The organism is Tolypothrix sp. PCC 7601 (genome assembly GCF_025677855.1).
In the GTDB taxonomy this organism is placed as follows: domain Bacteria; phylum Cyanobacteriota; class Cyanobacteriia; order Cyanobacteriales; family Nostocaceae; genus Aulosira; species Aulosira diplosiphon.
Genome location: NZ_CP064880.1, coordinates 109,850 through 133,378, shown reverse-complemented (window position 1 = coordinate 133,378; position 23,529 = coordinate 109,850). Strand labels below are relative to the sequence as shown.

General features: G+C 39.0%; 18 protein-coding genes and 1 pseudogene. 15 read left to right on the top strand and 4 right to left on the bottom strand.

The window, feature by feature from the left end; translation table 11 throughout:
* Window positions 1–133: 133 nt before the first annotated feature.
* Both HG267_RS37155 and HG267_RS37150 read right to left on the bottom strand, forming a co-directional pair.
* Window positions 134–5,263, bottom strand: coding sequence for a caspase family protein (locus tag HG267_RS37155; protein WP_045873801.1), 5,130 nt, complete (start codon window positions 5,261–5,263; stop codon window positions 134–136).
* 167 nt (window positions 5,264–5,430) lie between these two features.
* On the bottom strand, window positions 5,431–8,391 hold the full coding sequence (locus HG267_RS37150; protein ID WP_052335393.1) for a trypsin-like peptidase domain-containing protein: 2,961 nt from the start codon (window positions 8,389–8,391) through the stop codon (window positions 5,431–5,433).
* A 54-nt stretch (window positions 8,392–8,445) separates the two neighbouring features.
* Here HG267_RS37150 and HG267_RS37145 point away from each other — a divergent pair, with 54 nt between their 5' ends.
* The 3 genes and pseudogenes from HG267_RS37145 to HG267_RS37135 all read left to right on the top strand — a co-directional run.
* Window positions 8,446–8,913: a hypothetical protein gene (locus tag HG267_RS37145; protein WP_062243189.1), complete on the top strand. Its 468-nt coding sequence runs from the start codon at window positions 8,446–8,448 to the stop codon at window positions 8,911–8,913.
* Window positions 8,914–8,926: 13 nt separating this feature from the next.
* Window positions 8,927–10,450: a hypothetical protein gene (locus tag HG267_RS37140; RefSeq protein WP_045873803.1), complete on the top strand. Its 1,524-nt coding sequence runs from the start codon at window positions 8,927–8,929 to the stop codon at window positions 10,448–10,450.
* A 34-nt stretch (window positions 10,451–10,484) separates the two neighbouring features.
* A pseudogene (locus HG267_RS37135) lies at window positions 10,485–10,688 on the top strand (transposase); the annotation flags it as partial.
* Here the strand turns inward: HG267_RS37135 and HG267_RS37130 are convergent.
* The gene (locus HG267_RS37130) at window positions 10,658–14,521 is read right to left on the bottom strand and encodes a tetratricopeptide repeat protein (protein ID WP_045873804.1); all 3,864 of its coding nucleotides are present in this window, start codon (window positions 14,519–14,521) and stop codon (window positions 10,658–10,660) included. The pseudogene HG267_RS37135 and the gene HG267_RS37130 sit on opposite strands and share 31 nt — an antisense overlap.
* Before the next feature lie 184 nt (window positions 14,522–14,705).
* The gene (locus HG267_RS37125) at window positions 14,706–15,203 is read right to left on the bottom strand and encodes a hypothetical protein (RefSeq protein WP_045873805.1); all 498 of its coding nucleotides are present in this window, start codon (window positions 15,201–15,203) and stop codon (window positions 14,706–14,708) included.
* A 173-nt stretch (window positions 15,204–15,376) separates the two neighbouring features.
* Here HG267_RS37125 and HG267_RS37120 point away from each other — a divergent pair, with 173 nt between their 5' ends.
* From HG267_RS37120 to HG267_RS37065, 12 genes are all read left to right on the top strand, one after another.
* Complete coding sequence (locus HG267_RS37120; RefSeq protein WP_045873806.1) at window positions 15,377–16,459, top strand: tyrosine-type recombinase/integrase; 1,083 nt, start codon at window positions 15,377–15,379, stop codon at window positions 16,457–16,459.
* Between the two features lie 245 nt (window positions 16,460–16,704).
* Entirely contained in the window at window positions 16,705–17,175 is a 471-nt protein-coding gene (locus tag HG267_RS37115) for a hypothetical protein (protein ID WP_081584142.1), read from the top strand.
* A gap of 262 nt (window positions 17,176–17,437) precedes the next feature.
* The gene (locus tag HG267_RS37110; protein WP_045873807.1) at window positions 17,438–17,923 is read left to right on the top strand and encodes a hypothetical protein; all 486 of its coding nucleotides are present in this window, start codon (window positions 17,438–17,440) and stop codon (window positions 17,921–17,923) included.
* Window positions 17,924–17,976: 53 nt separating this feature from the next.
* Window positions 17,977–18,540, top strand: coding sequence for a GNAT family N-acetyltransferase (locus HG267_RS37105; RefSeq protein ID WP_045873808.1), 564 nt, complete (start codon window positions 17,977–17,979; stop codon window positions 18,538–18,540).
* Window positions 18,537–19,076 (top strand): hypothetical protein, encoded by a 540-nt coding sequence (locus HG267_RS37100; protein ID WP_017307475.1) that lies wholly within the window; start codon window positions 18,537–18,539, stop codon window positions 19,074–19,076. The genes HG267_RS37105 and HG267_RS37100 overlap by 4 nt, the downstream gene beginning before the upstream one ends.
* Window positions 19,077–19,398: 322 nt before the next feature.
* Entirely contained in the window at window positions 19,399–19,698 is a 300-nt protein-coding gene (locus HG267_RS37095) for an HNH endonuclease (protein WP_071524687.1), read from the top strand.
* A 134-nt stretch (window positions 19,699–19,832) separates the two neighbouring features.
* Window positions 19,833–20,000 carry a hypothetical protein gene (locus HG267_RS37090; protein WP_010993844.1) on the top strand — a complete coding sequence of 56 codons (168 nt, stop codon included), beginning with the start codon at window positions 19,833–19,835 and terminating at the stop codon, window positions 19,998–20,000.
* 96 nt (window positions 20,001–20,096) lie between these two features.
* Window positions 20,097–20,699, top strand: coding sequence for a siphovirus Gp157 family protein (locus HG267_RS37085; RefSeq protein ID WP_045873809.1), 603 nt, complete (start codon window positions 20,097–20,099; stop codon window positions 20,697–20,699).
* Between the two features lie 430 nt (window positions 20,700–21,129).
* The gene (locus HG267_RS37080) at window positions 21,130–21,579 is read left to right on the top strand and encodes a hypothetical protein (protein WP_045873810.1); all 450 of its coding nucleotides are present in this window, start codon (window positions 21,130–21,132) and stop codon (window positions 21,577–21,579) included.
* A 183-nt stretch (window positions 21,580–21,762) separates the two neighbouring features.
* Window positions 21,763–22,131, top strand: coding sequence for a hypothetical protein (locus HG267_RS37075; protein WP_045873811.1), 369 nt, complete (start codon window positions 21,763–21,765; stop codon window positions 22,129–22,131).
* A gap of 47 nt (window positions 22,132–22,178) precedes the next feature.
* Window positions 22,179–22,400 carry a hypothetical protein gene (locus HG267_RS37070; protein WP_045873812.1) on the top strand — a complete coding sequence of 74 codons (222 nt, stop codon included), beginning with the start codon at window positions 22,179–22,181 and terminating at the stop codon, window positions 22,398–22,400.
* Window positions 22,390–23,370, top strand: a complete 981-nt coding sequence (locus HG267_RS37065) for an SLOG family protein (protein WP_052335394.1) — start codon at window positions 22,390–22,392, stop codon at window positions 23,368–23,370. The genes HG267_RS37070 and HG267_RS37065 overlap by 11 nt, the downstream gene beginning before the upstream one ends.
* The last annotated feature ends 159 nt before the right edge of the window (window positions 23,371–23,529 follow it).

Genomic DNA, 23,529 nt, shown 5'->3' with positions numbered 1-23,529 from the left:
TAATTCGCTGGCGAGCGCCTGACCAATACGCTTGAGACGTTGCAAAATAGCATACTAATCTCTTTTCGATTCTGTAATTGCTACTGCCTGTGTTATCGCATCTTCACTTTTGAGTTTCTTCTTTTCTATTACTTTAGTCTTGTCCAGCTTTGTTGAGTAGTTCCTCCATTCCGCGCATATCCAACTTCAAAAAACGGTCTTGTAAGTTGATAGCACGCTGGATTAGTTTTGGATCGTCAGTTTCATCAGCTTCTCGTAAAATTTCGTTTAATGCTGCAATTAATGGTTCTGTTCGCCACAAGAGACTTACATTCATCCTACTTTCAAATTTTGCTGCCAGTGTTTCAGTTAATTCCAGTGCTGATAAAGGGTTTCGTCGCGATTCGTAGCCTAGCCATTCAAGAAACCCATCAAAATCAATATCTCTTGCAGATGCTGGAAGTGCTTCAAGAAATGCCAGCGCAAACTCTCGCCTGATGCAGGCTCTTTTGGTTTCTTCTTCAAAACATCTATCAATCTTGCCAATAATCTCCTGTGATATATTTTTATAACCTAAAATATTAATAAGTCCAGTAATGCAATTTTCTGTATGTTCTTTTAATTCTAAATTTGCTATAAATACTTGAGTTACTCCTTGCCAAGCCGCATTACTGTTGGTTTTTACTAAAGTGGCAAATAATTGTTCCTGGCTGATGTGTCCAGCCAAGCTTGCTAATGTAGAAAGTCGTCCCCAAATATCACCAGCTTCTTCCATACCTTCATACAAAAGACGATTTAGGTAGGGGGCAACTATATCAAAATTGTGGTGATATTGGTAATAAAAGCATAACTCTGTATATTTCCATAAATGAGGTTGAGGTTCTTTGAAAACATCAGCCAATAATTGCCATCCCAAATCAGGGTTTTTGTGAATCAAAAAGGGAAGATGTTGGAGAATAGGAATCCGTGCATAAATCGCTGCATCCCGTGCAGCATGACGCAGCAGTAACAATAACAAATCGGGGACAGGTTGTTCTTTTTCTAACAATCTGTTGCACAATTTAATAGCACTTTCGGCTGCAACTCTATGTACTGATGCTGTATTCAGAATATCGTGACTGTTTACCCTGATTTTTCTATCCTCAGGGTATTTACTGTAAAGCCAGAAAAGTAATAATGATAAGCGTTCGACTGATTCACTATCAGTTAAAACATCACAACAAGCTTCCAATGCGTAGCGAACTGTCTGGCCTTCTTCCCAAATTACAAAGTAGCGTTCCAACCAATTGAGTAAAATAGATGCGATCGCTTCTCCTTCTGGAAGGGGTTCGATGGGTTCCCATTGCTGTGGTGGTTGAAAATTTCCAAAGCGATAGTGCAGGTGAAATGCGATTCCTTCTACTAAAGCACATACATAATCTTGATGCAGATTTTCTCGGATAAAACTTGTCAATAACCCGATAAAACGTTCTGGATGCAGGGAACAAGCATCACGTAATACCCCTTTAACTTCGCTCAAACCACCAATCATATCTCTGTTGAATATATTTCTATTTTCATATGCTTTGTAGTAATTTAGTAACTGAAAAATACTTTTATCTGATAGCTTCAGAAAATCTTGCGAAGATAAAGGTGGTATGACAATACCACCCCAACTATAAATATTTGGTTCTGGGCTAGTGTAGCCAAAATAGTTTTGCAAACTGTCTACAAATTCCTGTATCTCTAAGCCTCGGAAAATGGATGGAATTGAGAGGCATAAGTCGTACAATCCACGATATTCTCGAAAAGAATATTCTTGTTCATATTCTCTTGTTTCAGAAATCAGCGACAAAATCATCGCTTGATTAGCTGTTTGTGCTGATTCTGAGATTTTAGGGTAAGTCATTTGCATTAGTTCGCCTAGTTCGTAGCTTAGGTCACTATGGTGGAAAAGTTTGTCATCTTGTAACAGACTTTCTACCCCACAGATATAAGCTTTAAAGAAACGACTTAGAAATAAAGCGCTTGCTAAACAATTAATATTAAGAATAAAAATCCAAAACTTAATTGAGTGGGAATAACGAATATTTTCTTTGTATGCTTCAATAACAAAGTAACGAATAGCTAATTCCTGAGAGTTTCGCAATCGGACTTCATTTTCTATCCACCAAGCTTTATTGTGACGAGCACGATGCTTAAGTGCTTTTTCCACACCATCAAGTAAAATGTTTATGTTATCACAAGGATGGATGTCACGCTGGCTGTGTCTAATTTCCCATGAGGTATGGCGTAAAAACTCGCCATGCAATTTATCTTCTCCGTATCTAGCTACACTAACAGCACTCCAATCTTCTAATTCATTTAACACTAAAGTCAGCAACGTATCGGATTGGCAAAGGCGGACTTCCAAAAATTTATCATTATGGAAATCATGAGGCATACAACGCAGCTTATCAGCCAAATTCCAACCGTACACATCTTCTGATGAAACATTTTTGGTAATGTATTTCCACAATAATGTATCTCCTGTATTGGTGAACTGCACCCACCGACTAAGCAAACTGCCAAGAAAATCGTGTTCTTCTATCTCGAAATCTTCAATCAGAGTTTCTAGTAATTCCTTTATACCTGGAGCATTCCATGCTTCAAAATTGGTCAACATGGAACAGATACTTCTAGCAAGATTTTGTGGGTTTATCCATTGTTGAGCGATCGTTTGTCTCCAAAATGCCACTACTTCCGCAGGATATTTATTCATCCATGCTTCCAACCATTGGACAAATTGAAGCAACCAGGTTTCCCGCTCCTGTGCTAACTTGGCTTCAGGCAACCAGTGTTGTGTAATAATATTCCACCAAGTGCCGTTGTTTGCTCGCCATAGTAAGCGTCGAAATAAATCGGGATAATTTTGGAAAATTCGGCGAAGCGATCGCCAATCTTCCTCAACTGGTTCTATTTCAGCAAAAGACTCGCTTACAAGCCGCTTAACGTGATATGCAATTTCATCGTGGGATAATACTTCCCATACTTGCCGCCTAAAAGCATCCGGTTGATATGCACGCAGGTAAAAGAAAAACGCTCGAACTGCTGGACGAATAAAGGGAAGTTGGGGATGTTCGAGGATGAATTGTGCCAAAGTTTGGTTTTTAGCCCGTGTAGCTCGAACAGTAAGACAATCTGCTAATGTTTTGTGGCTAAACTCTAGAATTCCAGGGGAAGTTTCCAGCAGCACTTCCTGGCTAATTAATTGCCTGACGGTATCTTCGCTTGCTCCAAAAGATACTTTACTATATGACTGAGTTCTTTGCTGCATTAACTGTTCAGCCATATTTTGCAAAGCGTCTATAGCCTCAGTGCCGAGTGTTGAATTTTTAACTACCACTTCCTCAAGGAAGCTGTTGTAAAGTTCATAAGCCGATGCTGGTTGTGATGAAACACCGAGTTTTGCTAGTCTTTCATAAATCCGCAAGTTTTGAGGTATTTGCAATAATGACCGTAATACCGGAGTCATCTTAGAAACATCAACCTGCCAGTCGATCAAGAACGACTTAACTTGAGTGTCGAAATCTAGTGGTTGTAGATTGATTTTATGTTGCCAGGAACGTCCTCGAAGTAAAGGGTCATACTCCAGGTCAAAATTGCGACAGGCAACAATCACCGTAACTCCCTCAAGTTTTTCTAGTCGGTCGATAATTCCCAGAAAAACCTTGAGAGAACCATGCTGACGACTGAGAGATAAAACATCAAGGGAGTCAATAATTACCACAACTTTGCGGTAATCAGCTAGACGCGCACATTGACCAACGATATCTTCAGGTAAGCCGTGCGCTATTAATTCCTGTTCGCTGCTAATATTTGTAAAATTATCACCTTTAATAAATAGAAGTCCCCAAACCGATGCTTTTTCCTGCTCAATGTTATCAGCAAGGTCGAGCAACATACAGGTTTTACCGCTTCCGGGACGGTCTATTAGTAAAATTGTTCGGCTTCCCTGCTCGATTAGTTCGATAATTTGGGGTAGCTCGGAACGAGGAATTTTTTTACCGTCTATTTTGCGTAACCAATATCTTCCGATACTAGAAGCACTATTAAAGTTGGCAAGGATTTCTGCCTCACTGCGCTTTGGTGTTGGGTTTAATTCATGTTTAGCTAATTCAGCTAATATATCCGAGCGAGTAATTTTGTATTTTGTGTCTCTTAAATGGGTATTGTTATTGTGATTGTTATTCTGTATGTAGCGTTCTAGTACCAGCATCGCCAGCTTTGAGTTTGGTACAAGTCGCTCTAAATCTAATTGATTTTGATGCTCCCAGTTTTCAGTGTCCTGAGTTTGTATAAAACTTGAATTACCATCTTTATAAAAAACAACAATATTATTAGCCACCACCGACAAGTTTTTCCCAGGTATCGCTGTTGAATCAACTTGGATGCTTTCGATTGCATCATCCTCTAAGAGTCGAATCAGCCAATGCAATAGTATCTGCAATTGTTTTGTGGAGGTGTTACCAACAGTGGCTTCCTCGTAGGGTTTAGCCTTTCCTTGAATCAGTTTAATAACTTCGCCGTGGTTGCTTATCAGTGGGGTCTGGGGAATTTTTGTTTGCTCATAGTATGCTTGTAGCTTCTGCTCAACGGAAACTGCTAGCGTCCGGTTTGTAATCCAGTCTCCTTCTGGAACTAAATGGGGGTTAAGTCCTGCTAGAAGTGCGCCTGTAAATACCCCATGTTTATCATCTAACTGCTGATAGGCAACTTCATAGTCACGGGATGCAGCAATCAAAAAGCGATCGGACTCCGAACTATGCCTTCCTAGTTCGGTATCTTTAAAATTGAGTAATTCTCCAGCAAAACAGCAATCTAGCCAGACAATTTGTTGTGGTACTTTACTTTGCTGTAATATTTTCCATAACCATTGCAGAGATACACCCCATTGACTTTTTCTAGGACTGACATCACTGGTTGCTAAGAAACCTTCTATTAAACCGTTCAAATCCTCTCTGATTCCATGCCCTGCAAAAAACAGTAGTGCTGTTTCTGGTATTTTTGTACTTTTTGGTAAAAATAGGTCAGCTATAGCTTGTTTCAACGTACCTGCGTCAACGGTTGTGCTTGGATCTACTTGTAGTCGTTCATCAATTATGATGTTGGGAAACCGTTTAACTCGGAAGTCACCGTGGTTTTCTAAAAGTTGGGCGATCGCTTCTGCGTCAGTTGCAGGGGTAGTGAGATGTTTGTAGTTACCTGTTGAATCTTTGAGAAAAGAATATTTATTAATACCTACTACTAAAGCATCTCGTCTCATGTGAGCAGTGTTAGATTAAGTTTTTTATTTAAAAATAAATTATAGCAATGAGGCCATATTGTAGCCCAACAGTTAATGAGTATTATTACTAGTGTAGCTCAATAAATTTTAACAATAATAAAGGTTAATTACGACAGCTAAGGTATCTCAACTCTGATTGGTATTAATTAACTATTAATAAAGTGCAAGCAAGCGTAAATCTCCGGAGCGTTTATCTTCAAATCGTCTAATACAGCTATCATGCTCGTACCCTGACTTCGCAAATAGCGTTCCTCTGTACCAGGTTCCAATAGCATCCCACCACTGTGGTGAATAGCAACTACCTCGAAGTTAACGTTAAATACAGGAGAACCTGATGAGCCTGGAGACGTACATCTAGTATATTGAACTACATCATTATCTACGTAAGTAACATTGGAGAGCATTGAAATTTTTTTAAGATGTCCTTGTGGATGGTGAATAATTGCTAATTCTTCTTTGAGCTTTAATTGCTGATTATTGAGGATTAAGGGTTTACTAAATTTAGGCACATCTTTTAAAGTTACAACTGTGTAGTTTAGTCCAATATTTGTATAAAATTTACCTTCTGGTAATAGCTGAACAGTTTGTGTAGTGCATTCTTTACCAGTTATATCTAGTTGATAATTAAAAGTAAACCTACTTTGTTTTGCTTCATCCAGGCTACTAATAACATGATTACACGTCATTAATAAATCCTGTGCAATCATAAAACCTGTAGCAAAATTCTGCTTACCCGTATTGCCAATTTCCACTAAAATTCTAACAACGGCTTTGGCCGATTCAGTAGCTAAATTCAGTTTATAAATATCGGAAGAAGGCGAAACATAAGGATACTCTTTATCTCCAGTTTCTTTTCGATCCACTGACTTTTTTTTATCTTTGTAATCATTGCTCCATTTGTAAAAATTTTTTGCTAATGGCTCTAGATCCGGTTCCAGATTTAGCCATTCCTCCCTAACCCTTGTTAGTAATCCTCCCATCATCAAGTCTTCATCCTGCCTACCATTGGCATCCCATATTTGTAATGCATCGTCCAAGCGATCACGTAGCCTAAGTATTTGTCTGTACTTATCTCGCCATTGCTCAAACTCTTCCCATCCCGACATTAATGCTTCATGAATAAGGTCAATTATTTGGATCTTTTCTAAATATTTTCCAAACAAAATTTCTACTTCTGATGTTACTAACAATCGCCATTTTATTAATTCTTCTATCAGTTGACTTAAAACTACCTGTTGTTGTGAATCCTCTCCAGCAATTGCCATTAATTTAGTTTTTGGTTGTGGTTGGCGAGTATCTTTAACTCCTTCACCAGTTCGTAGCAACTTTAAGAAAAGTCGCCGAATCAATTCTTGCTCTTGAGGTTGGCGTTTTTGTGAAGGAGATGCTGACTTATAATCTGTATAATTGTAAATTTGTTGGGCGTGACGATTTAGTGCCCCCATTACACCACCCATTTTTTGATAAGCGTGCAAGGTTAATAGTTGAGAATTATATTCTGTATTTCCGGTAGTATTAATATTGCGCTTTTCCCAGAGTTCCATTAGGGTAAACTGCAATAGTGGTAAACTTCCAGGGGATTTTTGGACATCAGCAATCATCTGGATTACTAATGTTTCTTCCAAGCCTAAGCCAACTTGTGATGCAGGTTCTTTAATCGCTTCGGTTAATTCCTCTGTTGTCATGGGAGTTACCGTTACCAAATCTTGCTGAATTTGCTTGGCTAATTTGGGATATGCTGCACACTCACCAACAAAATCTGCTCTGATCGTAATTACCAAACATAGCTTATTATTAGAGCTTTCCACTGCACCCAACAAGCAGTCAAAAAATTGCTGTCGTGCCTTAATATCTTGGCAGAGGGTAAAAACTTCCTCAAACTGGTCAACTACTAATACAACCCGACTATACTTTTCAATGTCTTCAGCAATAAAATCTTGTAATCTGTCAGCACCATTATCTCTAAGCTCTTTTTCTAAAAGCTGAATAAGCATTTTTTTGCTATCTTTGCCAGTAAACGCTTCTGCTAAAGAGTACAACGGATTATCTCCAGGTCGAATCACTGGCATAATTTTCCATTCATTGCTACCAGACAATCTTTGCCCTAACTTTAATTGATAAAGTAGCCCTGCTTTCACTACCGAAGACTTCCCACAACCTGATGCTCCCATCACGGCTATAAAGTTACCTGGCCTTAATTTTTCTAGTAATTCATCAGTCAGTGCAGTCCGTCCATAAAAATATTTGGGGTCTTCATCATTAAATTCAAAAGCAGCCAATCCTTTATAGGGGCAAATATTATTTTGTAACAGATTGAAAACTACTACCTTAGATTGTTTAGTTCCTTGGATCAGTTTTATCTCTCCCCCCGAATTGTTGTATGACGGACGCTGAGGAAAGGTTCGTAATTTCTCATCATTTTCTAGCTGTTGAATAATAAAATCAGTCAAACTGTAGTTATTAATCCACTGACTAACTTCATAGCGTTGTGGGTCTAGACCTTTTAATAAAAGACTGGTCAATATACCATGTTCTGCATTTCCATAAGCAACAGATGCATCACCACAAGCCGCAATAAAACAGCGATCGCGTCCTTGTCCCCTTTCTCCTGGGTATGCTTCCTGGAAATTGATAAATTTCTCGTTGATTAACTCACCACTATGGCAGCAGTCAAGCCAAATAATTTGTTGCTTTACCGGACTTAATATCAATAATTCCTGTAACCAACTTAACGATACACCCCAAATATCTTTCCGTGGGCTGGCATTACTAGTTGCTAAAAAGCCTTTTATTATCCCTCCACAACTATCTCGCAGTCCGTGTCCGGCAAAGTAAAATAAAGCTGTATCAGGCACATCATTACCTTGGGGATTAAACAGGTCTGCGATCGCTTCTTGCAGCCTTCGTGGAGTAATTAGCTGCTCGTTAGATTGCTTTTCATCAACACTAAGAAATCCTTCCTCATATTTGGAAGGTAATCGTTTGGCTCTAAAACCACCGTATTTTTCGAGTAAACGAGCAATCTGCTCGGCATCACTAGCCGGAGTGTCCAGTTTTTTTAGTTCAGTATAATTATTTATACCAACAACTAGAGCCTGTCGCAGCATGATTTGTGTTTAGCGCTAGTATTATTTAAGACTATAGCTTATTTGGTTAATTCTATGGCTGAATCACCTAAAATCACTTTACTAGCTCTGCTTATCGCCTTAGAACAATTACCAACCTCTCTTACCTCAGATGAACAAGAAGCTTTGGAAACCACTGCTTCCCAACTATACCTTGACCCCGATGACTGGGATTTTATTAAAGAAGGATTAATTGCAACCATTGAGTCCAACCCGGCTCTGTATCAAAACTATCAAACAGCTTTAACTCAATTACAGTCAGTTAGCGGTAATATTCCTTCAGCGCAAATGCCTACCCAGAAGGAATTAGAAACAGAATTAATCAGTGATAATAACCAACCTACGACTTTCGGCTACTTTGAAGGAGAACCAGATCGCGAAAGTGATGAGATTTTGAATGTAACAATTAATGTATTAACCAGGAAAGACCCAGACAAAGCAGCGAAAAAGCTAAGTTTTCTCAAGCGTCTGCAAAACTGGCTCCCGAAACAACAAAACTCCTGATAGCATCAACTTTATGAGTGAACTTATTTATCCTACCTTGGATTTATTTATCTATGACCTGCGGGATGGGTTGGGAGACAACAACGCAGACATAACTGCTAATCAGGAATATTTTTTACGCAGATTTCCCGAACGACTTCACCCTTTACTCAAACAACGAGATGCTATAGAAGCTGAATATGTTGAACTTTTGGGGAACCGAGGTAGAGAAACCTTTGACAGCAGTACAAAACAGCATAGTTTGAAGGGTTGGTATTACCCAGTGCGCTTGGGGGATAGTTACGGATTACTGTTAGACTGTTCTGTTGAGCATTCCTTGGGAAATGTGCAGCAGGGTAAAAATGAGGCTTTGCCTATTAGTTGTTTTGGCGATCTAAAAGCGGAAATAGAAAACAGATTAGCCAATACCCACACCACCATTGGACAGGTATGGATGCTATCGGGACAACTCTCGAATTTTACTCCAGATAAAGCAGAAATTATCGCTAAAGAATGCAGTAAAGTAAGCGCACGTAGTTTAAATGTGAATTTGGAATTTCGCGATAAAAGTCCATTCTTTGGCGGAATGTTATTTGAGTTTTACAATTACCGCTTGCAGATACCATCTAAGTTACAAAATAGTCTCAATATTCAAGATATTCAGGATAATCACTACGTTATTATTGCTATTTATCCAGATGCCAAAACTGCCAGGAAAGCTGCTGAATTTAACTTTGACTGGCTGCGTTTGTTTGCTTATCGCAGTAAAATTCTCTGGGCCTATGGTCAAAGTCAGTATTTGAAAAATAAATTACGCGATGATTTTGTTGCTATCCAGCAATACCAAAAGGACTTTAACAAAGCCAAGTCTGGTAAGTTAGATTTAAATAAACTGCGTCAAACTTTAGTTAATGCTCAGGAAACGCTTTGGCGTTATTCTGTTAACCTAAACTACCTTGCTACTCAAAAACGTACCATTGAAATTAATCTCCTCAATTATGAAAGACGGCTAGCTATAATTCAGCAAAAGCTAAATACACAGCAAGATTCTATTGATTTGGACTTACTACAGCAAGTAATTGAAAAACAATTAGAATCCATCAAACAAAAAATTACTAATTTACAAACCCCTAGTAATTTGGAATTTCTCCATAAATTTATTGAAGAAATAAGACTCAAATATTTAGAACAAGTTAAAAATGACTATGAAAGCTTGAATGTTGGTGTGATATTATTAACTGACTTGATTAATGCAATTCGGGGGGTAACCGAGATAGAAAGCTCGGAACGCGATCGCACTTTCCAAAGTACCATTGCAATTGTTGGTGTTGGCTTGGCTGCTAGTTCGTTCGTTGCTTCCATCGCTGGGCAATTTCCCGGTACTACAAATCCCCAGGAAGCCGCAAAATACCCTGTTGGTTCACTAGTATCTAGCTTGGGGGTTCCAGAACCTTGGCTTTCTCCTGCTGTGTCTGCAACGATTAGTTTGGGAGTTGGGATATTGGCTGCGTTTGTTACTTGGTTGGGAATTAAAGTGTTTGAATCTCTCCAGAATTAACGGGTATTGTTTGGGGGAGTAGTCTAAAATTGATGTATTTAGACGCAAGTGGTCAAGCATCTATAAGGCGCTACAAGATAGCAGGCCACAGCGACAGAAATTGATGCAGCTATATATCAAACAGATACCAACTGTGAAGCGACCTTTATTGGCAGGAGATCATACGAACTGGTCACGACCAGATGCAGTAACACTACAAGAAAGAACTTATGAACATAGTGGCACATCCATAGCCGGAAGAGTATCTCGCACTGACCAAATTGCAGAGCATATTTCTCCCTCACATTCATGACCTGTTACCTCTTGCCAAATGATGTTAAATTCAGTTTCTCCCAAGTACTGGAGAATATGAGCTAAATCATTTATAAGTAAATCAACCCATTCTTGATAATTCTGCCCATCTATAATTAAAGCTTGCAGATAAAATTTTAGTGAATCTGACCAAAGATATTGAGTTTTTGATATATCACCCAAACCTCTCAATGTTAATGGAACTTTATACCAATCTTGGAAATGATTAAAAATCATAAAAGCTTTTTGGTAAAAATTAAAAGCAAGTTCAAACAGTTGTTGTGCCTGCGCTATTATAGCTAATAATAAATAATCATCAGATGCTTTGTACCAATCCTCAAACTCTTCTCTAATTTCTAAAGCTTTTTGGCAATAAATAATTGCATGTTCAAATAATTGATGCTGGTGTAACATGAGACCTAACTGATGATAGACAGTTGCTAATTTATCCCTGTTTTCTGTCTCCTTAAAAATACTCAAAGCTTTTTGATAATAGGCTATAGCATCGTCAAGCTTATGCTGTGTTGTCGCAACATTACCCAATTGAAGATATTCATCAGCTGCGTTACACCAATCTTTTGCATCTTCGTAAATTTTTAAAGATTTGTGATAATACTTAGTTGATTCTTCATCTTGACCCTGTAAATGTTTTATGTTTCCTATCTCGTGATATATAGATGCAGCCTGATAACAATCCCCAAAGTGTTCGTAAATTCTCACGGCTTCTTTAGAATGACTAATTGCTTGTTCATATTGTCGTTGCTCTCTCGCTATCTCAGCTAATTTAGAATATGCATCTCCTACCTTATATAAATCCTTCACGTTCTCATATATCTTTAAAGCTCGTTGAGAATAATCTATAGCTTTAGAAAATTGCCTTTGTGTTTTTGCTAGTTCGCTTATGTTTAGATAAATACCAGCTGCCCTATGAAAATCTCCTGATGATTCTCTTATATTTAATGCTGTTTGTAAATTAACACTCGCCGTATCAAAATCTCTCAGTTTTATTGCTATACCAGCTAAATTATTACTCAATGTTGCAATACCATCATTTACTGATGCACTATTTAATGACACAAGTTCATTTAAAACTTGTTGGTAAATAAGCTTTGCTTTTTCGTAATCATGAATAGCTGAGGCTTCATTAGCTATATTATTTTGTAAATACATCCATAAATCAAAGGCTGCATCACCTTTTTCTTTGACATATTTGAGCTTTGTACCAATTCTATTAAGTATTCTCTGTCGCAATGAATTAAATTCTTGTTTTCGAGACCATCGTTTATATATCTCTCCTAATATACTTAAAATTAACCGAACAATATGCCAATCCTGCTTTTTCTCTGCAAGATATAGCATGTGCAAAAAATTAGATTCTTCTATTCGCAACATTAAACTAGTGCTTTCAGGATTGCAAATAATTTCATTTGCATAGTTTTCTGCTAATGCTGCATAAAACATGAGTAAATATTTTTCAAGTTCCTGAATTTTTACATTATTAGCAATAGCATTCAGTTTTTGGCGTAAATACCAAGGTAGTGCAGGGTGAATTTTATAAACTTTTGATCCTAAATATTCTAATATCCCGACCTCTGTTGCTTCATCAAGAATCTGTTGCCAATCAGATGCTTTTACATTATTATGCCCAAAAACATTTCTATATGCATGTTCGACTTCGCTACCAGGTTTTCCTACAAAGATACTAAGCCAATATTCATAAACTCGTTCAGAAAATAATCCCAAAAAAGGTAAATGTCTCCTCGCTTTCTTCGACAACTTGCTAAACGAATAATCCAACGAAGCTGTCAGCGACTTATCCCTTCCGACTTCAGTTTTTTTTTCCAAACTATTCAACCCCTGACGCAAAGCCTCAATTACCTGCGTTGGTGTCTGCGATCGCAGATGTGGCAAAACCACCCGCAATGAAAACGGATGTCCCCCCAGTAATTTCAACAAATCTAAATACTCTTCGGGCAGGTTTTTTATCTCCACACCCAGCGATCGCAAAATCTTCGCTGCAAATTCCTGGGCATCGACAGGTGATAATCCCTGCAAATTTACCAAACTGTACCCACAATCGAGCCAAGTTTCTTCACGACGGCTGGTAATCAACACCCAAGTTTTTCCACCACGCAATTCCTTAAGAAAGCGCTTTAAATCATCTAGCTCATCTGCACTCAACAACGGCTCATTCCTCTCCGGAAAACCCGCCACTGGTTCAAAATTATCCCAAATCAACAAACAAGGCTGAGATTGTAGATATTTTAATACTGCTCGTTGTTGTTGCTCTGCTGCATATTGGGAAAACTTGTTTCCCCAAGCCGCCCTTCCTACTTCATTTACAACCCGACTCAACGATGCACCAGACTCAAAGAAAGTAAAGAATATTTTTTCTCGCCCCTGGGTTTCCTCCAACCACCGCGCAAATCCTGCGGTTAGCTCAGTTTTTCCAACCCCACCCATACCTTGTAACAAAACGACATTATTTTGGCGAAACGCCCGCTCTAACCTTAAAATATCGTAATCTCGCCCTATAAAGCCGTAGCGCCCCTGTTCTGGAAACCCCACCAAATTACTGACAGGCTCCTCTAGGAAGTTCTCAATATCAAGAATATCTTCCGTAGAATTACTAGTTGGCACAAACGGCGTGCAGGTTTCTTGCTGATACAACACCGGAACTATCCAGTCAGCCAAAGGGAAATCACCTTTAGGACTAGGACGCAGGCGTTGATTTATAACCTGTCTTCGCGCTGCTGCCACCGCAGTTGATACATCGGTTCCCAATACCAATTGCTGATAAAACCGCCCAATAAAATGTTTCGCTGCTTCCACCTGCACGTTATAAGACATCGCTACCACACCTTTCGCCCCCAAGGACACTAAGCGTGTCGCCACTGAAGAAAAACTACCATCTCCCTCCTGTGCAGATTTGCAGGCATTCAAAACAAAAATTGGTACACGACAATCATTTAAACTTTGAGCAATTTGGGTCGCTGTGATAATTTGCGGCGAACCATCAATATTTTCAAATACCAACACCCCCTGTCCTTTACTGCCAAAGGAATATTGAAATCCGGTGCTATCTGGGTCAAAGTTACCATGCCCATCAAAATGCACTATGTGGTAAAAACCTTTGTGTGCATTCAGTTCCCGCTCAAATTCTTCAAAGCTGGGTGGACGCAAAACCTTGAGGTTGACATACTTTTGAATCGGTTTTAGCGCCTCCAACAGGGGACGGGCAATAGTTTTGAGAGCTACATCTTTTTCACCATAGGGACGTGCAATTACCAGCAAAATATTTAACTTATCTTGGGGTAATTTTCCCATCTCTGCCCTTACTGGATGACCGCTTAAACTGCGATACATCCCAGCCAAAGATGGTGCGAGAAATTGATAGTCAAGAGAATATAGTAACTCCCAAGGCAAATTTAACACTGTGGGGTCATCGGAGGAAATATTAATTTCGCACTTATCCAACCCTTCTCTAGTCGCTTCACAGAAAAAATCCCAGGCTTTGGTGTTGCGAGGAAAGACTAACTCAAACAACCTCTGTCCCCATTCTTGGAACTTATGCTCGATTTTCTTCGCTTTATTAGGAAAGATGCCATAGGGAAAGGGTAAAAACTTTTCTAGATACCAGCGCAAATCGGTAAGCGTCTCCTCATCAAAGGGATGCTCAAAGCTTACAGGGGGTGCAGAACGCGGTGCAGAGAGTCCCCGTTGCCAAGAAAGTTGGATTTTGCCGTCTTGATGAGTAATCCGCAACCAATTTTGCGCCATACTTACCCCCATGAGTGATTATTTTGATGTTAGCTTCAATTGATGGGAATATTTATGCACTTTCAGCCAGTCATTGCCATGCTTATTCCCATGATGAAACTTCAGATTGAGCTATCCTCTCCTGAAGACTGTTCACTTACTGTACTGCCTGCCTGCTGAAGCAATTCCACTGCCGAAGCCAGTTTCAAAAACCCCCAACATCTTCTCCTCCCAAACTACCTGAGCCTTCCCCAAAAATCCAGTCGCTATTACTGTCGGCATCACCTTCGCCATCCACTTGAAGATTTAAGGAAGGTATTAGCTGTTCAATTTGGCTTTCAAGTCGGGAGATCGCCAACGTTAAAGAAGCAAGTTGCTCCCTATCCTTCTTAATTTCATTTGAAATCCCCACCCGTAATTGATTTAACCGCTCTTGGAGGGTATGTACTTCCGTTTTGGTCGCAGAAGGAATATTCACCTTCTCTTCCAGGACGGCGATTTGAGCTTTCAAAGCTTCAATTTCGGCAGCAGTTGCACTATCTACACTATCGGGACTCTCTTCCATGAGTGCTTGTTTAATGCAAGCCAGCACAAACTCTTTAAAAGTTAAGCGCAACTCCTCAGCACGCTGCTTGGCCTGCTTCACCAACTCCCGGTCTTCTTCAGACAGAAGTTTTATATTTATCTGTGGATAATCGACCATCACGTATCCCAACACGGCTAATACCATCATCGCATATGGGATATCCGCGTATATACGATATAGATGATTCTAGATGAGCAATTTAATCGTGTCCTGGAAACAACTATCATAAAGATACCGGGAATTACAGTTCTCGGCATCATAATTATCAGTGGGGGTTGGGGAATTTTATTATGGAAAATTTACCCGTCAAAAGCGTGGAATCACTTGCTGTGGAGGTGGTGACTCTACCGCTTGATGAAGCTCGTGTCGCGCTTGTGGATTATTATTTTCCCAACCGCCAGAAAATTAATTCGACACAGCAGCTAATTGAGCTATGGGTGCATTCTGTCACTATCAAAAGCGACCAAACGCGACGGGCATATCGGCAAATTGGTTATGAGCTTGTCGATTATATGCAGTCGCGGTTTGGGATATCTGATTTGAGGATGGTAACGTTATTCCATCTACACGCTTATCTGGCTTGGCTCAAGGATGAAAAGCCAGTACGGGGAAAGAAAAATACTTATGGAATTAGTAAAAATACTGCGGCTAAGTACACGGCGGCGATTAAAAGTTTGTGGGAATGGGGTACTAGAGCTTCTATTGGTTATTTTGCGATCGACTTGGGCAAGGACTTAAGCATCCAGTGGGACGATAAGCTCGCAGAGCGCATTCTGTCGGAACGCGAGATTGCTAAGTTGGAAAAAGCGGCGATGGCAGTAGACTTACAACACAACACTAATAAGATGCATTGGCTGCTGTTTACTCTCATGTTTTACAGTGGGGTGAGGGCGGGAGAAATTGCCCGGCAAACTTCTGATTATGGTAAGCGCGTAATTACGCCGGGATTATTTTGGCGACAGTTTCGGGAGGATGGGGACTGTCTATTGTTAACTGTGACGGGAAAACGAAATAAAACCAGAACTATTAGTCTCGATCCGGAGACGAGTACGGTGTTACTGGATTATCGTGGGGATGCAAGCAACGATCGGCCGGTGTTTCCTAGTCCCAGCCGGCGGGATAGGGGTAAACCTTTAAGCGATCGCGGGTTGCGACTGATGATGGAGGAAATTTCTGCTTGTGCGGGAATTAAGTTCAGCGCCCACTTTTTGCGCCACACCCACGCAACGCTGGCTAAGAAAAATGGAGCTTCTGATTTTGACTTGCAAGCAGATTTGGGTCATGCTTCCCCGGCGACAACTGCAAAGTACATTCACCACGTCGGGCGTGTTGGGACTTCTCACGCACTGCGTAAAAAAAGCAAACATAGGTAATAAAAAACGTAGGTGTACCCTACCCTTACGGGGAAGCCACTCCAGAAGGTATCGCCTCCGCTGGGCGGTTCGGCCATCGCACTCATACGCTCATCATGATAGTGTCAAGGTAGTTATCAAGATGGAAACACGCTCAGTTGTTCCTGTCTGCGGATAAGTTTACCTAGATAATACCTAGACATTACCTAGATATGAGCAATACAGGGAGAACAAAGAAGCTAGCATCTTTCAACTGTGACCAAAAGATGTGGGAGCAGTTTATCGCCCGTTGCAACTCGAAAGGCACAACGGCAACGGCAACACTCACCCGTTTTATTGAGCTATACCTAGATGGTTCTTTAGATGACCTTGATGCAACTGCTGGTAATCAAGATAAACGTTTGGACTCTTTAGAACAAAAAACTGAAGAGATAACAGCCCAAATGAAACAATTTGCTGAGGCGATTATTAAAATTCAAAATTATCTCAACAACCAACCGAAACGGCAGAAGAAATCGTACAACAACAATTCATATTATCAAGGGCAAACTCCTCGAATCCAACCACTAACCGAAGAAGGTTTAGCTTCAAGACTTGGTGTAAGTGTAGAAACTATACGCGAGCAGCGAATTAATCTGCCACCACCGCTTTTTGTGGGATGGTGCAAAGGCAAGGATAGAGCAGGGTTAGGGTGGGAATTTAATCAGGATACGGGGTTATATCATCCGGCAAGTTAGAAATTTTTATTAATTTTAAGAATTTCTGAATTTACACTGATTCGCTCTGTTAATGCGATCGCGGGTAAGAAAAAGAATAGGGCTTTAGTTCCTCCTGGAGATAATGCCGATCCGCGCTAACACTACGGTGCTGGCTGGTGTACACAAACAAAACTTCCTTCCAGGTAAGGGATTAGAACCAACAGAGCGTTCTGATTATTGTGTAACTGAAAGCTAAAATTTTAATAATGTAGGGGTATATCTGACGAAGCAATGCAGGGAAATGACCGAACTATATAAGGCCGGAATCATTGAGGTAACAGAAGCCGAAGATGAGGATGAAGATTTATTTGAAGTCGCGGTACATTTTGACGGCGATATTTTTCTTCCCAGCGTTGTTTTTGAAGGCAAAGACCACGCATTGCGGCAAGCTAAAAAACTTTATGATTGGCTAGAAGCTAATCCAAAAGAAATTAAGGGTGAGCGACTGCGCTGGCAATCATATACAGTTAATCGTGAATCTTTAAGAGAATATCCAGCTTGCTATTTACCTTACTACTACTCAAGATATGAGCAAAGTTTAGAAGTTTCAATTTTTGAGCGAGACAAAGAAGCTATTGCTTATGGTTGGTTGAGTGCTGAACCTTTACCTTACTATGTGAATAAAGAAGATAATTTGGTAGTTATTGGAGAAATTTCAGATGATGCTGTACTAGCTGGTTGGCATAAAGCTACTGATATACGCAGTTATTTTTACTCTTTTATTTAGTAGTAAAATAGCCGTTATAAGTTTAAGAATAAGGTAATAACTAGGAGCTTTAGGTGCAGCGAAAAATTTCATTAAAAAGAGGTATTGATAACACATCTATTGAAGCATATTTAGTAGATTTAGGACAAAACCACGTTGATGATTATGTAAATAATTGGGTCGAAAAATTAAGGTTATTTACTCAAGAAGATAAATACTGGGACTGGATATTTAAATTAAGATATATTGCTAATCAAGAAAATCTTGAAGGTTATGCAGTTGAGTGCGAAAACACAACTCAAGGTTTAATGATAATAGAAACACAAATGCACGGTTCCCGGTTGAATATTGGTAAGAGACTAGTTTATGTTGATGGTATTGCAACTGCCCCCACTAACCGAATTGAAATTCAGCGTCCGCCTCAATTCAAAGGTGTTGGTCAAGCACTTTTAAATTTCGCCAGAATTAGAAGTGTTGAGCTAGGGTATGAAGGTAGAGTTGGGTTGCATTCTTTACCAAGGTCTGTAGGGTTTTATGAAAAACAAAATATGTTTAACTGCGGGACTGAAGAAGAATACGATAATTTGGTTTACTTTGAGTATGGGGCATTGAGACAGAGAGCAGGTGAAAATTTATGAATCATCAACAGCAAAATAATAATTCTCAGGTGAACGAGCCAGTAACAACCCAAGAAGCTATAGATTTACTTTTTGGTGAAGGATGGCTCGATGAGGCTGTTCGTATCGAAGATGAAGCCAATTGCACTATTGGTGCTGGTTTAGATTGGGGTAATGCACTACCACCTTTAATGCTCAACCTTCCTTTATTTGGTCGCCTATCAACGCTGCGTGTATCACTTAACCGTGAAATCAGACTAATAATTGAAACATGGGATTTAGGTGTAGGTACAAAAGCGGCAACAGAGACTGCAAGGAGACGCATTAAAGAGCGGTTACTATCTCCTGCGCCTGAGCTATTACCTCACTTAGAAGCCACCCTACTGCAAGATGATTTATACGGTGAAGAGTTTATATCTAACCGTGAAGCTCTCAAATCACTACTTGCAGTACTGCTTACTGATTCTGATAGAGCAGAAATTGCAGAGACAGCTGCTAATTCAGTACGCGCACAAGTTATGTCGCAGGTAAATTTTTCCGAAAAACTTTCTGCTTAAATACTTAATATAAAAACAACAATATTGCATCAAATTCATCAAAGGAGCAACTGCAAGAGTAGTAGATCATCTGCGTCAATCATTAGCTTGCTCCGCTAGAAATCCGCACCGATATCAAAGACTTATATTTTATTTTTTGGCGTAACCTGCATTGTTCAATTACAATAATCAGTGCATATATATCCTTTTTTAAAAGTTAAGAGTCCCTTAACTACGCAAATAAATTTATAAACAAAACTGAATATAAAAAAATTAAGTATATTATGATAAACATTAACGATATAATCAAAATTATTTTTGTGTCACCCAAAAGGACTGATTAATGACTAGCAAAACCCGCAGTCGCTATTCTTCAAACTGGGATACTATCGCACTTGAGGTCAAATCAAAATCCGACTGGAAATGCACGCGCTGTGGTATACAATGCTTACGCCCAACTGATAAAAGAGATGGGTTAAATCGTAGAGAACGCAGTATTAAAACTTTAGTGGTTCACCACTGGAATTATCTGCCCGAAGATAATCGAGTCGAGAATCTCGCGGCTTTATGCACAGCTTGTCATCTGCTGTTCCATACGCGACGACGGGGAAACATATCACCAGGACAACTATCTTTGTGGTAGAAAAGCCAGTGGTTAAAGACAAATCAGTAGTAGATAGTTATGAGAAAGGTAAAAAATAAATATTATCTTTCTAAGTCAATATCACAACATTTGCTAACGCAATAACTTCATTGAAAAATTGAAGTTGTATAGACATGAAAACTACTACTAATTCTAATCTAAAAGCTAACAAAAAATTAGTAACCTCTGCCCAGCAAATTCAACAAATAAGCACCTTAATAAGCGAGGCGGATTACTACGACTATGAAGCAGAATTAGCACAAGAAAAGTCAGATTACTATCACTTGCGGTACGGGTACTAGATTCAATCTCCCTTCAAGCATCAACTCTTCCTAGTCAACAAGCAGTAGCAGGTAAATAGGTAACTGCTACTGGCTTTTCATATCAAAAAGTAAATCATGACTCAAGCAATTGAACGCGAAATCAATCAACTCACGCTCAAAGAGTTAAGTTTAGATGCTGCTAAACTCTGGTCACAGATAGAAGAAGCAAGCGAGTTAGGCGAAGAAGGTAAAGTAGAACAACTCGTACAAGAACTGATGGGTGTTCAAGATGGTATCGAAACTAAAATCGATGCGATCGCTTGGGTAGTTGACCAGCTAAATCTTGACCTTGAAACCTGGGAAGAAAGAAAAGTGCGAGTAGCCGAACTCCACGACCGGGTAATCTCACGTCGTAAAACTCAACTTGAACAAATCAAGCGTACCCTGATCCATCTACACGAGATTGGATTAATCAGTGACAAAAATATTGGTAAAGAAAGGGTAATTGAAATCAGGGATAACCCACCCAAAGTCGCTAACTTACTAGTAGAGGTAGACGATCAAGAATTTCCTGATGAATTTAGAGTTATTAAGTACCAAGCTAATAATAAGGCAATTCTTGAAGCCTATAAATCTGGTAAAGATATTAGCGATGTTGCTGAGATAACTATTGGGAAACAGGTAAGGTTTAAGGTGCAATCAGCTACTAAGGGGCGCAACAAGAAAAACCACAACTAATGGCATACGCCTCAACCATATAAATCAAACACAGGTATATCCCATCATTTTACAAATATATCATCAAATGGTTAAGAGTCAAATCTTAATCATTTTTATTTTTTCTAACAACTATACCTCAATTTTAAGCTTATTAAAAAAATCATCAAAACTTTGCTTAAATTTAAAATCAGTGAATATACAATCGGTAAAATAGTAAATATCAATTTTAGCAGCAGTAATTATGTGCCGAACTAGGTACAAACATCGTTACGATAGGTTGGTATATTTAACCTTCTGTAATGTGGTTCAGTAGGTAATTGCAATTGATTATGTATTTTCTAATTTCCAACTATCAAGATGATAATTCAAACTAGCCTTAAGTTTAATCTTCAGGTATGCAATCACCACAAATAAAAATTAAATATTAGCTATCGGGAGCCACCTTCAAATGTCATATCATCAAAATCGAAGTATAGTTATCCGTAACGCTATTATCAACAGTTTGTTTATTATTTGGTGTTTAGTTTGGCGTACTGGTTTGGGGCTAACCTTTTTCATCATCTATGCTTCCCTGGGCTACATATATAACTGGCCATTCTACCTTCCCATTTCGATTATTTTAGGATTTGTCCCTTGGGGCTGGAAGGTGCAAGAAGAAAGAAGGATTAGAGAAGAAGAACAAAAAATTAGGAATTTGAAAAATAAAATTGAGGATGGTGTTATCTATGCCAGAGCCGAATCAAATGTCGAGATAAATTACAGGGGAGTTATCTTCCTAAAATCAGTATTTGGTCTATTTGTTAGCGGATTTTTGGGAATAATACTTGGCTGGAAAGCTATTTTGGAAATGATACTACAGTTAGTTGATAATATTAGAACAGTTGTTAAATATATGTAGAGTGACATCTTTATCTAAGTAAACTAAGCGTAAGATATTTCATTACTATTACACCATTAATTTTTTATCGTATCTTTACTTCAGAGTAAATTTACACAAGCTCACGCTTTGATATAAATAGAAAGCTGGTATACCGCTTCATTAAATAGCCAGTTACTAATTATATCAACAGGAGTTCAAACAATGGAATTAGCACAGTATATGCTAACAGGGCTTCTCTACATTCTTATTTACGGATTTTCTACTCTCTTCATTTTCCAATTCTTGCTAGAGATATCTATCGCTTTTGAAAAGCACTGCAACTGCACTACACCTATAAAACATACTGTAACTCAACCCGAAAACTTAACTGATAAATCCAAACTTCGGATATCTAAAAAAAATCAAGTATCTACAAACAAACATATCACTGTTCAACAGTTAAGAAAAAGATGCTCACGAGCTGGAATAAAATGGAGTTACGCTATTCAAGTTCCTAAAACAGGCAAAAAACGACATCTCAATAGAGAAGAAATGTTAATAGCCCTAAGCCAGATTAAACAGTCAGCATAATAAAATATAAACTGATAGTAATTAATTCTATTATCAGTTTATATAAAATGGACAATTACTGTATTTGTTGGCGAAGAAAAAATTCTAGTAAAGACGCAACACCCCTAATTTTCAATCATCCAAATTCTAGACAAGAAGCAATGATGAAAGGTGATTATGGAGAGATGGAATTATGGGATAACCTAACTGCTGCTCAAGCAGAAGTAAAAAAATTTAATCACAGATATCCCAATCTTTTCTTTTGGGTAAAAGAACCAAATGTCAAATAATCATCCCTACAAAATGATTCCTGATAGAGTTATTAAACTAGCAGAAAACCAGATTTTTGTATTTGGCAGCAACACACAAGGAAGACATGGTGCTGGAAGTGCTTTATTTGCGCGACAGTACTGCAATGCAGAATACGGTAATCCCCAAGGACGGCAAGGACAATCCTGGGCGATCGTGACCAAAGACCTAAATAAGGGTATCCGGTCAATTCCCCTTCCCCAAATAAAATCCCAAATTGAGAAACTAGTCGAATATGCAAAGACTCATCCTGAACTAGAATTCCTAACAACTAGGATTGGATGCAATCTTGCAGGATACACTGACCTAGAGATAGCTTCCCTGATTAGCAATTTCAATCTTCCTCCTAATATCTGGTTGCCCCAAGAGTTTGTTGATTTCCTCATAGAAGATAAACCAACCCTAAAAGTAGCATTTACAGGAAACAGTCACAAAAAATTTGATGAGGAAGGATGGAAGCAGGTGCGTAACCGACTTGAAGCTATGATTGTTCGTGCTTGCGATCGCGCCCTTGAGTGGGGTTACAAACGCATCCAGTTCTATTCAGGCATGGCATTGGGAGTTGATACCGCAGCAGTAGAGATAATCTTAGGACTCAAGGAGAAATACTCCATTGAGATAAACCTCACTGCTGCCGTACACTGCATCAACCAAGATGCCAAATGGAATAATCTCGATAAGCAGAAGTATCATTGGCTCTTATCCCAATGCGACGCTATCAAATTTATTTCCAACTTACCTTATCAAGAAACTGGAGGAATCAAATGTTTAAATGCTCGTAATCGATGGATAGTTAATCAAATAAAAAATGCCCACGATATGATGATTGCTATCTGGGATGGGCAACCTGGAGGAACAGCTAATTGTATCGCTGATGCAGCAAAATTAAACCGGAGAGTCATAATTTATAACTGGGTTACAAACACTTATCAAAAGTTGGGAAATTGGTAAATTAATCAGCAGTCTTATTGATTGCTGATTCATGCTTACTAAGCATATCTTTAGTAATAGATAACATTGAAGTAGTGGATATCCAAGAAAAGATTGGGAAAATCAGGAATAATTACTCACCGTTCGCGTAATTGAGTCAGGAAATAAAAAATTAAGTCA